This is a genomic window from Aliiroseovarius pelagivivens (assembly GCF_900302485.1).
In the GTDB taxonomy this organism is placed as follows: Bacteria; Pseudomonadota; Alphaproteobacteria; order Rhodobacterales; family Rhodobacteraceae; genus Aliiroseovarius; species Aliiroseovarius pelagivivens.
Genome location: NZ_OMOI01000001.1, coordinates 366,627 through 380,649 on the forward strand (window position 1 = coordinate 366,627; position 14,023 = coordinate 380,649).

At 60.9% G+C, this 14,023-nt stretch carries 15 protein-coding genes; 10 read left to right on the top strand and 5 right to left on the bottom strand.

The window, feature by feature from the left end; all coding sequences use genetic code 11:
• Window positions 1–49: 49 nt before the first annotated feature.
• The 4 genes from rsmI to ALP8811_RS01815 all read left to right on the top strand — a co-directional run bounded on the left by rsmI (window position 50) and on the right by ALP8811_RS01815 (window position 3,183).
• Window positions 50–907 carry a 16S rRNA (cytidine(1402)-2'-O)-methyltransferase gene (gene rsmI, locus ALP8811_RS01800; RefSeq protein WP_370738863.1) on the top strand — a complete coding sequence of 286 codons (858 nt, stop codon included), beginning with the start codon at window positions 50–52 and terminating at the stop codon, window positions 905–907.
• Complete coding sequence (locus tag ALP8811_RS01805; protein WP_181363668.1) at window positions 904–1,257, top strand: YraN family protein; 354 nt, start codon at window positions 904–906, stop codon at window positions 1,255–1,257. Before rsmI ends, ALP8811_RS01805 begins: the two co-directional genes overlap by 4 nt.
• A 76-nt stretch (window positions 1,258–1,333) precedes the next feature.
• Window positions 1,334–2,275 carry a glutathione synthase gene (gshB, locus tag ALP8811_RS01810; protein ID WP_108855486.1) on the top strand — a complete coding sequence of 314 codons (942 nt, stop codon included), beginning with the start codon at window positions 1,334–1,336 and terminating at the stop codon, window positions 2,273–2,275.
• The gene (locus tag ALP8811_RS01815; protein WP_108855487.1) at window positions 2,272–3,183 is read left to right on the top strand and encodes an alpha/beta hydrolase; all 912 of its coding nucleotides are present in this window, start codon (window positions 2,272–2,274) and stop codon (window positions 3,181–3,183) included. Before gshB ends, ALP8811_RS01815 begins: the two co-directional genes overlap by 4 nt.
• On the opposite strand, the gene ALP8811_RS01820 is transcribed toward ALP8811_RS01815, so the two are convergent.
• From ALP8811_RS01820 to cobU, 4 genes are all read right to left on the bottom strand, one after another.
• On the bottom strand, window positions 3,171–4,682 hold the full coding sequence (locus ALP8811_RS01820; protein WP_108855488.1) for a YifB family Mg chelatase-like AAA ATPase: 1,512 nt from the start codon (window positions 4,680–4,682) through the stop codon (window positions 3,171–3,173). The two genes, ALP8811_RS01815 and ALP8811_RS01820, sit on opposite strands and share 13 nt — an antisense overlap.
• Before the next feature lie 64 nt (window positions 4,683–4,746).
• Complete coding sequence (locus tag ALP8811_RS01825; protein WP_108855489.1) at window positions 4,747–5,628, bottom strand: glutathione S-transferase; 882 nt, start codon at window positions 5,626–5,628, stop codon at window positions 4,747–4,749.
• A 57-nt stretch (window positions 5,629–5,685) separates the two neighbouring features.
• Window positions 5,686–6,270 carry a histidine phosphatase family protein gene (locus tag ALP8811_RS01830; protein WP_108855490.1) on the bottom strand — a complete coding sequence of 195 codons (585 nt, stop codon included), beginning with the start codon at window positions 6,268–6,270 and terminating at the stop codon, window positions 5,686–5,688.
• Window positions 6,267–6,809, bottom strand: a complete 543-nt coding sequence (gene cobU, locus ALP8811_RS01835) for a bifunctional adenosylcobinamide kinase/adenosylcobinamide-phosphate guanylyltransferase (protein WP_108855491.1) — start codon at window positions 6,807–6,809, stop codon at window positions 6,267–6,269. The genes ALP8811_RS01830 and cobU overlap by 4 nt, the downstream gene beginning before the upstream one ends.
• 82 nt (window positions 6,810–6,891) lie before the next feature.
• Between cobU and ALP8811_RS01840 the strand changes: the two genes are divergently transcribed.
• The 6 genes from ALP8811_RS01840 (at window position 6,892) to ALP8811_RS01865 (ending at window position 13,111) form a co-directional block, all read left to right on the top strand.
• Window positions 6,892–7,677, top strand: coding sequence for a ChaN family lipoprotein (locus tag ALP8811_RS01840; RefSeq protein WP_108855492.1), 786 nt, complete (start codon window positions 6,892–6,894; stop codon window positions 7,675–7,677).
• Between the two features lie 66 nt (window positions 7,678–7,743).
• Complete coding sequence (gene coaBC, locus ALP8811_RS01845) at window positions 7,744–8,943, top strand: bifunctional phosphopantothenoylcysteine decarboxylase/phosphopantothenate--cysteine ligase CoaBC (RefSeq protein ID WP_108855493.1); 1,200 nt, start codon at window positions 7,744–7,746, stop codon at window positions 8,941–8,943.
• A 49-nt stretch (window positions 8,944–8,992) separates the two neighbouring features.
• Entirely contained in the window at window positions 8,993–9,457 is a 465-nt protein-coding gene (dut, locus tag ALP8811_RS01850; protein ID WP_108855494.1) for a dUTP diphosphatase, read from the top strand.
• Between the two features lies 1 nt (window position 9,458).
• Window positions 9,459–10,502, top strand: a complete 1,044-nt coding sequence (locus tag ALP8811_RS01855; RefSeq protein WP_108855495.1) for a HesA/MoeB/ThiF family protein — start codon at window positions 9,459–9,461, stop codon at window positions 10,500–10,502.
• Between the two features lie 140 nt (window positions 10,503–10,642).
• A complete protein-coding gene (locus tag ALP8811_RS01860; RefSeq protein ID WP_108855496.1) occupies window positions 10,643–11,038 on the top strand; it encodes an ACT domain-containing protein in 396 nt (131 codons plus the stop codon).
• A gap of 54 nt (window positions 11,039–11,092) precedes the next feature.
• A complete protein-coding gene (locus ALP8811_RS01865; RefSeq protein WP_108855497.1) occupies window positions 11,093–13,111 on the top strand; it encodes a M3 family metallopeptidase in 2,019 nt (672 codons plus the stop codon).
• Here ALP8811_RS01865 and ALP8811_RS01870 read toward each other — a convergent pair.
• A complete protein-coding gene (locus ALP8811_RS01870) occupies window positions 13,108–14,019 on the bottom strand; it encodes a cation diffusion facilitator family transporter (RefSeq protein ID WP_108855498.1) in 912 nt (303 codons plus the stop codon). The genes ALP8811_RS01865 and ALP8811_RS01870 overlap by 4 nt on opposite strands.
• Window positions 14,020–14,023 lie beyond the last annotated feature (4 nt).

Sequence of the window (14,023 nt, forward strand, 5' to 3'; positions counted from 1 at the left end):
CCCCCCGACAGACCGCTACATAATAACCCTCAGAACAGACAGGTCCAGTGTGAAACCCTTGATTACTCCCCTTGATCCCGGACTTTATCTGGTCGCGACTCCCATCGGAAATGCACGCGATATTACGCTGCGCGCACTGGATGTATTGGCCTCGGCTGACGTGATCGCTGCAGAAGACACTCGGACGACGCGCAAACTGCTTGAGATTCACGGGATTTCGCTGGGGGACCGCAAGCTGATTGCCTATCACGACCACTCGGGGCAGGCAGGTCGCGATGGGATCATGAAGCTGATTGGGCAAGGTAAATCTGTGGCCTATGCCAGCGAAGCAGGCAGCCCTCTGGTCGCGGATCCCGGCTTTGCTCTGGCGCGGGATGCCGCACAAGACGGTGGCTTCGTGACGGCACTGCCTGGGGCAACCGCCGCTATCACAGCACTCAGCCTTTCAGGTCTGCCGTCCGATAGGTTCTGCTTTGCAGGTTTTGCCCCCTCGGCCAAAGGTGCACGTCAGAAATGGCTGACCGAGCTTCTGGCGATCCCCGCAACTCTGATCATCTACGAAAGCCCCAAACGTATTAACCGTCTGTTAGCCGAATTGTGTTCGACTGAGGCGAAATCCCGCTCTGCTGCCGTATGTCGGGAACTGACCAAGAAATTCGAAGAGATCCGGCGCGGAACGGTGCAGGAACTAAGCGATCAGATTGCGGATATGACTTTGAAGGGCGAAATCGCCCTTGTGTTGGGGCAGGCCGAAGCGGGCGAGGAAGAAGTGGATCTTGAACAGATGCTGGGCAATGCCTTGAAGGACATGACCATGAAAGATGCCGTGGCCATGGTGACACAGGCCACTGGTCTGCCGCGACGCAAAGTATATCAGGCTGCTCTGGCCATGGAGCGCGACGCTTGAGCGGGATGGTATCCTATCTGTCCGGCATCGCCGCCGAAGACAGTGTGGCCCGCGCCTATCAGCAGAACGGGCGGCAGGTAGCGTTTCGTCGTTGGCGGGGTAAACGCGGCGAGATTGATTTGATCGTGCGCGATCGCGATGAAGTGATCTTTGTCGAGGTGAAGAAATCCAGCGATTTCCTCCGCGCCGGCGAAGCACTGTCCAAAGCGCAGATTAAGCGGCTTTATCAAACAGCCGCGGAATTCCTGTGCGGTGAGCCCAAAGGGGATCTTACGCCCAGCCGTTTTGACGTGGCCTTGGTGAATGGGGCAGGCGAAATCCAAATCCTTGAAAATGCGCTGGGCTATTGAAATGGGGGACTGACCCCATTGCGCCACGGGCCGCTCTGCCCCATTTATGGGGGACTGAATTCAGACGGAGCCCCCCATGTCGCTTAAAGTTGCCATTCAAATGGACCCGATCGACCATGTCGACATCAACGCCGACAGTTCTTTTCGCATTGCGGAAGAAGCGCAGGCGCGCGGGCATAGCCTGTTTTATTATACGCCTGACCAGCTGTCTTATCGTGAAGGTCGCGTCATCGCGCGCGGTTGGCCACTGACTGTTCGTCGGGAACAAGGCAACCATTTCACCTTGGGTGAACTTCAAGACATGGACCTGGCCGAGATGGACGTGGTCTGGCTGCGCCAAGATCCGCCATTTGACATGGGCTATATCACCACGACCCATATCCTGGACATGGTCCATCCGGATACTCTGGTGGTTAATGACCCGTTTTGGGTGCGGAACTACCCCGAGAAGCTTCTGGTTCTGGAGTTCCCCGACCTGACACCCCCCACCATGATCGCCCGCGATTTCGAAACCCTGAAGTCGTTCAAACACGCTCATGGTGACATCATCCTGAAGCCGCTTTACGGCAATGGCGGTGCGGGCGTGTTCCGTCTGGACGAAAACGACCGCAACCTTGCCTCGCTGCACGAGCTTTTTGCCGGCATCAATCGCGAGCCGCTGATCGCGCAGAAATTCCTGCCTGATGTGTCAAACGGCGACAAACGTGTCATCCTTGTGGATGGGGAACCCGTCGGCGCGATCAACCGCGTGCCTGCGGCGGGCGAAACGCGTTCGAATATGCATGTGGGCGGTCGTCCCGAGAAGGTCGGCCTGACCGACCGCGACCTTGAGATTTGCGCTGCCATCGGCCCGCTTCTGCGTGAGAAAGGCCAGATTTTCGTCGGCATCGACGTGATCGGCGACTATCTGACCGAGATCAACGTGACCTCGCCCACCGGCATTCAAGAGTTGGAGCGTTTTGACGGCACCAATGTCGCCGAGAAGATCTGGCAGGCCATCGAAGCCCGCCACGCATGAGCTGGCTGCGTCGTCCGCTGAACCTTTGGCTGCGCCTGACTGAACGTCCGGCGCTGACTCGCGCTACGCCCCAGACAGTGGATCGCGTGCGCAGAAGGTTCGAACGGGTGACGCGCCTGTCGCTGCATCCTCCACGAGGGTTGCGATACGCATGGCATGACATGGCCCGCCCGGTGATGGAGATTGATCCCGGCGTGGCCGATGACGCACCTATTTTGCTGTATTTCCACGGTGGCGGCTATTTTTTCGGCTCTCCTAATACCGTGCGCAATATGGTTGGGCGTATTGCACGGGCTTCTGGGGTGCGGGCGCTTCTGCCCGTCTATGGGCTGGCGCCCGAGCGCCCATTTCCCGCGGCCCCTGACGATGCGCTTGCCGTCTACAGGGACGTGATCGCGACCTATCCTGGACGCCCCATCATTCTGGGTGGAGACAGCGCGGGTGGTGGTCTCGCGTTGGTGCTGCTGTCGCAGATTGTGTTGTTGGAGCTTCCGAAACCTGCGCTCACCATCGCCCTTTCGCCGCTAACCGATTTGACCACCAGCGGTGCCTCGATCCGTGACAATGACGCGACCGAAGTGGTGTTGCCGGCAGAACGAATGAACGAGCTTGCCAAATACTATCTTGACGGTGCTGATCCCCGCGATCCCCGCGCCAGTCCGCTTTTTGCTGATTTTAAAGGGGCGACATCTGTTCTGATTACCGTCAGCCGGTCCGAGATTTTTCTGGATGATGCCCAGCGTATGGCAAAAGCTTTAGGCGATCAGGGCGTGTCCGTTGATCTGCAAGAGGCTGACGGCCTGCCCCATGTTTGGCAGATGTTCGCAGGGCAATTGCCCGAGGCCAATCAATCTATACGCCGCATTGCAAAGGCCATCACACAGGCGCTTGCGGATCACGCAGCTTGACCAGCCAACCGGTATCCCAGCGCCTCGGCCACATGGCTGCGGCCTAGGTGATCGGCCCCGTCCAAATCCGCAATCGTACGCGCCACGCGTAGCACGCGGTGATATCCGCGTGCAGTCAGGCCAAAGCGATCAGCTGCCTTGTTCAGAATCTCGCGTCCCTCTTGATCGGGGGTGGCCACCTGTGCCAACAAATCCCCTTCGATATCGCAGTTCGTCGTGACCTCGGGCTGGTGGGCATAGCGTTCCGTCTGACGCGCGCGGGCATCGGCCACGCGGGCGGCGATGGCGGATGACGGCTCGCCCGTCGCGGGCAGGTCAAGATCTTGGAAGCTGACCGGAGGCACTTCGAGCCGCAGGTCGAACCTATCTAGCAAGGGTCCCGAGATCTTGCTCATATAGTCCGCCCCGCAATTGGGTGCTCGGTTGCAGGCGCGTCCGGCGTCGGTCAGATACCCACACTTGCAAGGGTTGGCGGCGGCCACCAGCAGGAAGCGGCTGGGATAGCGCAGATGGGCGTTTGCGCGCGCCACGGTCACATCGCCGGTCTCTAGCGGCTGGCGCAAGGTTTCCAACGTCTGGCGGTTGAACTCGGGGAATTCGTCCATGAACAAGATGCCGTTGTGGGCAAGGCTGATCTCTCCGGGTTTCGCACCACGCCCACCGCCGACAATTGCGGCCATCGAAGCCGTGTGGTGTGGCGCGCGAAAAGGTCGCGTCTGCGAAATTCCACCCGCATCCAACAAGCCGGACACGGAATGGATCATCGAGGTTTCCAGCGCTTCGCGTGCCGATAGGGGGGGAAGAATCCCCGGAAGGCGTGCGGCCAACATCGACTTGCCTGATCCGGGAGGGCCGACCATCAGCAGGTGGTGACGCCCGGCGGCGGCGATCTCTAGCGCGCGTTTGGCCCGTTCTTGCCCTTTCACCTCGGCTAAATCTTTGGAAGTGGTCTCGGTTGTGACCTGTCCGGCGGTGGCCGGCACGATGGGCGATTGTCCGGTGAAATGTTGAAGCACACCAGCAAGGCTGTCTGCCGCAAGCACTTTGGTCGCGTCGATCCACGCGGCCTCGGCTCCACAGGCTTTTGGGCAGATCAAATCCAATTCGTGTTCGGCTGCGGCCAAAGCTGCGGGTAGCGCTCCCAGAACCGGGATTAGCGATCCATCTAACGATAGCTCGCCAATGGCCATTGTCCCCGCCAATTCCTCGCGACTGACCAACCCGGCCTCGGCCAAAAGAGCCAGCGCGATGGGCAGATCGAAATGTGAGCCTTCCTTGGGCATATCCGCAGGCGACATGTTGATGGTGATCTTGCGTGGGGGCAGGGCGACGGACATCGACGCTAGTGCTGCGCGCACCCGTTCACGCGCTTCGGACACGGCTTTGTCCGGCAAACCCACGATGGCAAAGCCGGGTAAACCGGGCGAGAGGGCGCATTCGACCTCGACGATTTTGGCGTCGATGCCTTCGAACGCCACCGTGCTGATGCGTGCCACCATGATCTAGCCTGCCCCTTTTCAGGCAGGCTAGACCGGCATGGTTAGCAAAAGGTTAATCGCGGGGCTAACCGTTGTGTGTCGCGACCATGTCCATGAAGGCAGGCCATGCTTCGGGGTCGTTCACCGTCTTGTCGCGGCACCCCGGATTGCAGAAGCCCCAGACCTGGCCGTCCAGCTTCAGAAAATCCGTGACCAGATCGCCGGAATAGGGGCAGGTGTCGTTAAGCGATGGGCCATCACAGGCGACGGCCGCCAAGGGGGCGGGGCCGGGCCAAGTCGACAGAGGCAACCCGTCGATATAGGGCACGGGATCATAGGATTTCAAAAGCCCCATCGCACGCCAGCGGCGAAAGGCCGGATCTGCCAAATGCGCCGCCACATAGGCCTGCGCATCCGTGCCGACCGGCAGGCCAAACCCGGCAATCCGCGCGGCGACGGGGGCATAGAACACATCCGCCAGCGAATAGTCCCCGAACAGCCACGGGCTGTTGTCACGACCAGATTTTGCACGTGCAATCGACCAGAGTTCTTCGATGCGGGTCAGATCGGCCAAAACCGCCTCGGACGGCTCAAATCCCTCGACCACGCCTAGAAGCTGCATCGGGCAATCGCTGCGCAACGCGCCAAAGCCAGAGTGCATCTCGGCCACCAGCCACCGCGCCAGCGCACGGGCGGCGGGGGCTTCGGGCCAAAGACCAGCATCGGGGTGACGCTCGGCCAAAGTCTCGGCCATCGCCAGAGTGTCGCCCACCGGAATGCCGTCCGGTGTCTTCATGACTGGCACGAACCGCGCCGGGGCCAGTTCTGCCAAATCTTCTTTCAACGTGCCGCTATAGAGGCCAGCCAAATGGGTGCGGAAGGGGATGTTGAACGCTTCGAACATCAGCCATCCGCGCAGGGACCAGCTCGAAAATGTCTGGTCGCCGATATAAAGATCATAACTCATGCGCTTAGATTAACGTGACGTGACCCGCGCGCAATTTCCAATTTGTGACGCTGCTGTTCACGGCAGGTGATTGATATCCCCGACCGACCAAGCCGTCCCGTCCCAAAGAAGTCGCGTGACCGACAGGTTGTCGATCTTGTGACCAAGCGCCTGATAGGCCGTCATACCACCCGCCCGCGCAATCTGGGTCAGGATTACACCGAAATGGGCCACCGCGATGATGTTGCTGTGACCCGCGCCGTTCAGTCCGTCCACCACGCCCGACACCCGCGCCGCCAATTGGTTCCAGCTTTCGCCCTTCGGCGCCATATGATCCCCCGGCGTTTCCCAAAAGGCGCGCGACAGGTCTGGATCGCGATCCGAGACCTCCTGCCAGCCCAGACCATCCCACTCTCCGAAATGAAACTCGCGCAGGTCGGGGTGATGCGGCAGCCGTGTCCGCCCATCCCCTATCGCGTCTGCCGTAGCCGAGGCACGGATCAGATCGCTTGAGATAACCGCTGCGCTATCCGGCAGATGATTTGATAACCGCGCCAAGGCCGCTGTGTCCGACAGGTCCGCCGGCAGATCTCGCCAACCCACCATATTCTTGGCATGGGTCGGGCCGTGACGCACCCACCACCAAGTTACCGGAGTGCTCATGGAGCGCCCTCGGGCAGGTGTCCTTTTAACGGCAGGGGCAGCCCAGCCATCACAGTGACGACCAGATCTGCACGCTGGGCGATGCGCTGGTTCAGCTCGCCCTGCGCCTGGCGAAATCGCCGCGCAAGTGCGTTTTCCGGTACGATGCCCGCGCCGACTTCGTTCGAGACGACGACGACCGGGGCCACGCAATCAGACATAGCTTTAAATAGGGTGACTTCGGCGTCACCCAGATTTGTCTCGGCAAACAATTGGTTCGACAGCCACATGGTTGCGCAGTCGAACAGAACGACCTCGTCTTCCCGCGCGCAGGTAAAGGCGTCAGCGGCTTCCAAATGTGCTTCGATTGTGCGCCAACCGTCCCCCCGCCGCGCTTGGTGGCGGGCGATCTTGTCGTCCATTTCCGCGTCAAAAGATTGCGCCGTGGCGATATACAGCATCGGACGCTCGGTGGCCGTGACCAGCCGTTCGGCATAATCCGACTTGCCGGATGCCGCGCCGCCCAGCACGAGGGTCAAAGGGGGAAGTGTCATGCTCATCCCTCTGACGTGGCATTGTGACCTATGACGCGTCAAGGCGAAAGCGCTTGAGGCGCTTGCCCGCCCGTCCTAGCCTCGCCCCATGAAACAATTGTTGCTTGCCCTGACCCTGATTGCCGCACCCGCCTTTGCGCAGCAGGCCACGCTGACCTCGGCCGACCTGACACGTCTGAAGGCTGCCGATGTGATCATAGTGGGCGAGGTACACGACAATCCGACCCATCACGCGACGCAATCTCAGATCGTAGAAGCCGTGGCTCCGGTCGCACTTGTGATTGAGATGTTGGGGCAGGAGGATGCCGAAGCGTTGGCCGCTGATCCCGCAGGGTTTGCGGATCGTTGGGCAGCAACCGGCTGGCCCGACTTCCGGATGTATTTGCCGATCTTTCAGGCGCATGACGGCCCGATCATTGGCGCAGCGGTCCCCCGTGATGTGGCACGCGCGACCTATGCGGACGGGGTTGAGGCGCATTTTCAGGGGAATGCGGTGGCCTATGGCTTGACCGATGCATTGCCAGAGGATCAGCAAGCCCAAAGGGTCGAGCTTCAGTTTCAGGCCCATTGCGAAGCCATGCCGCGCGAGATGATGGGCGGCATGATCGAGGTGCAGCGGCTGCGCGACGCCACGCTGGCGGCAGGTGTGGTTCAGGCCGTCGCCGACGCGGACGGGTCGGTGGTGGTCATCACCGGAAATGGCCACGCACGTAAAGACTGGGGCGTGCCTGCCTATCTGGCGCGGGTTGCGCCGGAATTGACGGTGATTTCGGTCGGACAGGGCGAGGATGGTGTGCCGCCTGAAGGCGGGTTCGACATCGTTTTGGATGCTCTATCGCCAGATCGCCCTGATCCGTGTGCGCAGTTCAAATAGAACCTGCCCATTGAAAGGCAGGCCGTGCTCCCGTAACTGTTTGATTGTACTTCAAAGGGGATCCCCATGCTGGCTGGCAAACACATCCTTCTGATCATCGGCGGCGGCATCGCGGCCTTCAAATCCTTGGACCTGATCCGTCGCCTGCGCGAACGCGGGGCCGAGGTCACGCCCGTGATCACCAAAGCCGGGCAAGAGTTCGTGACGCCTCTGTCTGCGTCCGGGTTGGCGGCGAACAAGGTCTATACGGACCTGTTTGACCTGACGGACGAAGCCGAGATGGGCCATATCGAGCTGTCGCGCGCTGCCGATCTGGTGGTGGTTGCGCCTGCAACCGCGGACCTTTTGGGCAAGATGGCGGGGGGGCTTGCGAACGATTTGGCCTCGACCCTGTTGATGGCGACGGACAAGCGCGTATTGGTCGCGCCCGCGATGAATGTGCGCATGTGGGAACATCCGGCCTGTCAGCGCAATGTGGAAACGTTGAAAGGTGACGGCGTTCTGTTCGTCGGCCCAAACGAAGGCGCAATGGCCTGTGGCGAGTTCGGCCCGGGCCGCATGTCCGAGCCGCTTGAGATCGTATCCGCCGTCGAAGCCGCTTTGATGGACGGTCCCTTGAAGGGTAAGCATGTGCTTGTAACCTCGGGCCCGACGCACGAACCGATTGATCCGGTGCGCTATATCGCTAACCGGTCATCTGGGGCGCAAGGCACGGCGCTGGGCAGCGCCTTGGCTGCGCTTGGGGCGGATGTGACCTTTGTCACCGGGCCTGCGGATGTGCCCCCGCCTGACGGCGTGAACGTGGTGAAGGTGCAATCTGCGCAAGAGATGCTGAAAGCCGTGAAAGCTGCATTGCCCGCCGATGCTGCCGTCTTTGCCGCCGCCGTGGCCGACTGGCGTGTCGCTTCGGCGTCGAACAGCAAAATTAAGAAAGACGCTAAGGGCAGCCTGCCGGTGCTGAAATTCGCCGAGAACCCAGACATCCTTGCGACCGTCAGCCAGATGAAGAAAGGTCGGCCCCCGCTGGTTGTGGGATTTGCCGCCGAAACGGATGACGTCATGGCCAATGCCACCGCCAAGCGCGCACGCAAGGGCTGTGACTGGATCGTGGCCAATGATGTCAGCCCGGAAACCGGGATCATGGGCGGGACTGAAAATGCCGTGACGCTGATTTCCGAAGGCGGCGCGGATGTTTGGCCGCGCATGGGCAAGGATGACGTTGCCCGTCAACTGGCCGCACGGATTGCGGACGCGTTGGTGCAATAGAGTTCATGCCTCCGGCAGGGATATTTGAAGTAAGAAAATGAGAGGGCCGATGCCACAGATCAATGTCGTTCGCGAAGAGGGCTCAGATGCGTCCGTGGCGTTGCCATCCTATGAAACGTCCGGGGCTGCGGGTGCCGATTTGCGCGCCAACCTGCCCGATGGGGATCGCGCCGAGGGTTGGGTTCTGGCCCCGATGGAACGTCGTATCGTGCCCACTGGTCTGCGCGTCGAAATCCCCGAGGGATACGAGATGCAAATCAGGCCTCGGTCTGGTTTGGCGGCAAAGCAGGGTGTGACGCTGGCCAATGCGCCGGGCACCATCGACAGCGACTATCGTGGGCCGCTTGGGGTGATCCTGATCAATCTTGGAGCCGATCCCTTCACCGTCGGCCATGGCGAGCGCATCGCGCAGGCTGTGATCGCTCCTGTGGTGCAGGCGGACTATGTGCAGGTGGACGCGCTTGGTGGCACCACGCGCGGTGAAGGTGGCTTCGGGTCTACGGGGCGCGGCTAAGATGTCTTGGGTTCTGCTGACATTGGCTCTGATCTGGTTGGGCGGCGCTTATCTGCGGTTCACTAGATCGCAACGCTGGTATCTGACCGGACTGTTGGCCGCCGTCGTTCTGCTGAGTTTTGCTGTCCTGCCTGCGGGCAACCCCATCACTGCCGGTCTGGGCGGAAACTTCACCATCTGGGCGGTGTTTTTTGTAGCGATCGGTTTGGCCGCGCTTTACGGGCGCGGGCTGGTGTGGCTGAAGTCCCGCGTGTCTGACGCCCCGACGTCTGACGCGGATGATGGCCCCTTCACGGATACTGAACTGGATCGCTATGCCCGCCACATCGTGTTGCGGGAAATCGGCGGGCCGGGGCAGGTCGCTTTGAAGAACGCCAAGGTGCTGGTTGTTGGCGCAGGTGGGCTTGGTTCGCCGGTGCTGCTCTATCTGGCGGCGGCGGGCGTTGGCACCATTGGCGTGATTGACGACGACGTGGTGGATAATTCGAACCTGCAACGACAAGTGATCCACCGTGATGCCGATATTGGTGTGCCCAAAGTGTTCTCGGCCGAAGCCGCCATGCGCGCGCAAAACCCTGCCATCGAGGTCCGCCCCTATCACCGTCGTCTGACCGACGACGTCGCGGACGAGCTGCTGTCCGAGTATGACCTGATCCTTGAAGGCTCGGACAATTTCGAAACGCGATATCTGGTGAACAGCGTCGCCACCAAGTTGGGCAAACCCGTCATCGGCGGCGCGCTCAGCCAGTGGGAGGGGCAGGTCTCGACTTTCGATCCCGCGCGCGGCGCGCCCTGCTATCAATGCATTTTCCCCAAAGCCCCCGCACCGGGCCTGGCCCCGAGCTGTTCCGAGGCCGGCGTCGTCGGCCCGTTGCCTGCTATCATCGGCGGCATCATGGCGACTGAAGCTGTGAAAGAGATCACCGGCGCGGGCGAGGGCCTGCGTGGCCGGATGCTGATCTATGACGCGATGTATGCGGAAACGCGGGTGATCAAGACCAAGCGGCGCGAGGGGTGTGAGTGTTGTGGAGGAGCGAGCTTGTGATGCCTGCCGGCGTTTCCGGGGGAGACAGTGTTTGTGGTGAGCACCATAGAATTGATCTCAATAGCGACCGCCATGCCGTCCGACGCGCCCGTTAATCCGCTACTGTTAGTACCAAATCAAATAAACGGAGGTAGTTCAGAATGAGCGGAGAGACCAATCTGGACGAACTGATCAGATCCCTTTCGGCAGTTCTTGCTGAAGGATTGTATGTGTTTGCAACTGTCCAATCGGATCAACCACTTCCCGACATCGAACCTCGAATGATTTTTAGAGAGTCGGAAGGCACCACTTTTATCTTATTGAAATCCGAAGCGGACAAGCTTGGGTTGGCCTATGAATTTCCGTGCCGAATGATCACTCTAAATATTCACTCGTCGCTTGACGCGGTTGGCTTCATGGCACGAATTGCCACTGAGCTTGCAAAGCGCGACATGGGCGTAAATCCCGTCTCTGGATTCTTTCACGACCACTTGTTTGTGCCGGATGGGCGCGAGCAGGACGCCATGAACGCCTTAAGGGAAATGTCGCAAAGCTGACCCCCCTTCCATTCCCCACCCTCTCCCCCTAGCTTCCCCTCAAAGGAGACCCCCATGACCAACCCGCTTCTGTCCGCTTGGGACACGCCCTTTGAGCTGCCGCCGTTTGACCGGATCACGGACGCCGATTTCGAACCGGCCTTTCATGCCGCATTAGACGACACCCGCGCGGCGATTGCGGCGATCACCGACACCCCGGACGCGCCCACATTCGCCAATACGGTCGAGGCGTTGGAGCTTGCAGACGCGCCGCTCGACCGGGTGTTGGGTGTTTTCTACAACGTGGCGGGTTCGGACAGCACGCCTGCGCGCGAGGAATTGCAGCGCATGTTCTCGCCCTTGCTTGCGGCGTTCTCGTCCGAGGTGACGATGAATGCGGATCTGTTTCAGCGGATTGAAGCGCTGTGGCAGGCGCGCGATACGCTGGGATTGACCGATGAACAGGCGCGCGTGCTGATGCTGACCCGTCGCCGGTTCGTGCGCTCTGGCGCGCTTTTGGAGGGTGCGGATCGGGATCGGTTGAAAGAAGTGTTGGAACGTCTTGCTTCATTGGGGACCGAGTTCACCCAGAACCTTCTGGCGGACGAACGCAGTTGGTTCATGCCTCTGGCCGAAGGCGACTTGGACGGTTTGCCTGAATTTGTAACCGATGCCGCCCGTGCCGCCGGGACGGAAAAGGGCGTGGACGGGCCTGCCGTGACGCTGTCTCGGTCCGTTATCACGCCGTTCTTGCAGCATTCCACCCGCCGCGATCTGCGCCGGAAAGCGTACGAGGCCTATACCGCGCGTGGCGCGAATGGCGGCGACACGGACAACCGCGCAATTGCTGCCGAAACGTTGTCTCTGCGGGAAGAACGCGCGCGTCTGTTGGGGTATGACAGCTTCGCCGCTTTCAAGTTGGAAACCGAGATGGCGGGCACCCCCGACCGGGTGCGTGATTTGCTGATGCAGGTCTGGGAACCCGCCCGCGAGGCCGCCAATAAGGATGCGGTCCGTATGACCGAGATGCTGCACGCGGACGGTCACAATGGTGAACTGGAACCGTGGGATTGGCACTTTTACGCGGAACGCCGGCGCGAGGCCGAGCATGATCTGGACGAGGCCGAGATCAAGCCGTTCCTGCAACTCGACCGCATGATCGAGGCATCGTTTGACACTGCAAACCGCCTGTTCGGGCTGGAATTCGCGCCCTTGGATGTGACGCTCTATCACCCTGACGCGCGCGCGTGGGAGGTCACACGCGATGGCCAGCATGTCGCGGTCTTCGTCGGCGACTATTTTGCCCGAGGCTCGAAACGATCCGGCGCGTGGTGTTCGGCGATGCGCAGCCAGCAGAAGCTGGCCGGGGACATCCGCCCCATCGTGGTGAATGTCTGCAACTTCGCCAAACCGGAAGACGGCCAGCCCGGCTTGCTGTCTTGGGATGACGCCCGCACGCTGTTCCACGAATTTGGCCACGCGCTGCATCAGATGTTGTCCGATGTGACCTATTCGTCGATTTCCGGCACCTCGGTCGCGCGTGATTTCGTCGAGCTGCCTAGCCAGCTTTACGAACACTGGCTGGAAGTGCCCGAAGTGCTGGGCAAGTTCGCCACCCACGCCAGAACCGGCGAGGCGATGCCGAAGGCGCTTTTGGACAAGCTGCTGGCTGCGTCGACCCATGACACCGGGTTCCAGACAGTTGAATTCCTGTCCTCGGCCATTGTCGATCTGGATTTCCATGACGGGGCTGCGCCTGCCGACCCGATGGAGGCGCAGGCGGCGACATTGGAACGAATTGGCATGCCCTCGGCCATTCGAATGCGCCACGCCACACCGCATTTCGCCCATGTCTTCGCGGGCGACGGATACTCGTCGGGCTACTACAGCTACATGTGGTCCGAGGTCATGGACGCCGATGCTTTTGACGCCTTCACGGAAACGGGCGACGCCTTCGACCCGGCAATGGCCGTGAAACTGGAAGAGCATATCCTGTCGAAAGGCGGATCGGTGGATGCCGCAGACCTGTACACCGCGTTCCGGGGTCGGTTGCCCGGCGTTGATCCGCTTCTGAAAGGGCGCGGGTTGGCTTAAGCTTTCTGGGGGTCGTCCGGATGCGTTTCGACCCCCACCGGATCCTTGTGGATCAACACATCTGTGTTCGGAAAGGCCCGCAGAATGGCGCGGCGCAGGCTGGCGCCGATCGCATGCGCCTCGTCCAGCGTTTGTGTGCCGTCCAGCTCGATATGCAGGTTGATAAAGGTGATCGAGCCCGCCCGACGGGTCTTCAGATCGTGAAAGCCGTGGATGCCGGGATGGTCGCGGGCGATGGCCTCGACCCCTTCGATCACGGCTGGATCTGCGGCGCGGTCCATCAGCGCGTCCCATGCGGTCTTGAAGATGCGCAAGGCCCCGACTGCCAGCATGATCGCGGCACCGATGGCGACGACACTGTCGATTTGCTCCATCCCGAACCACGCGGCGGCCCATAGGGATAGGATTGCGCCGATATTGGGGATGAGGTCGCCCAGATAATGCAGGCTGTCGGCCTTCACCACCGCAGACCCGGTGCGGGTTGCTACGTGGCGCTGCCACAACACCAGCGCCAGTGTCAGCACGATGGACACGACCATGACGAAGATGCCGCTTTCATGGGACATGATCGGTGCCGGCTCGCCTGAAAGAAGACGCGCAACAGCCGCCCACGCGATGATCCCGGCGGATACGAGAATGAATAGGCTCTGCCCCAGTGCTGCCAAATCCTCGGCCGAGGAATGCCCGAAGGCGTGATCTTCATCTGCGGGGCGTGAAGCGTACCAAATCGCAGCCAACGCCCCAAGTGACACCATCAGATCCATCGCACTGTCGGCCAGCGAGGCTGCCACCGACAGCGCCTGCGTTTCGCCCAACGCCCACAGCTTCAACGCCACAAGCATCACCGCAACAAGCGCCGAGGCGGCGCCTGCGGACAGGTTCAGTCTGGTGTTCTCGGGTCTGCTCATGGTT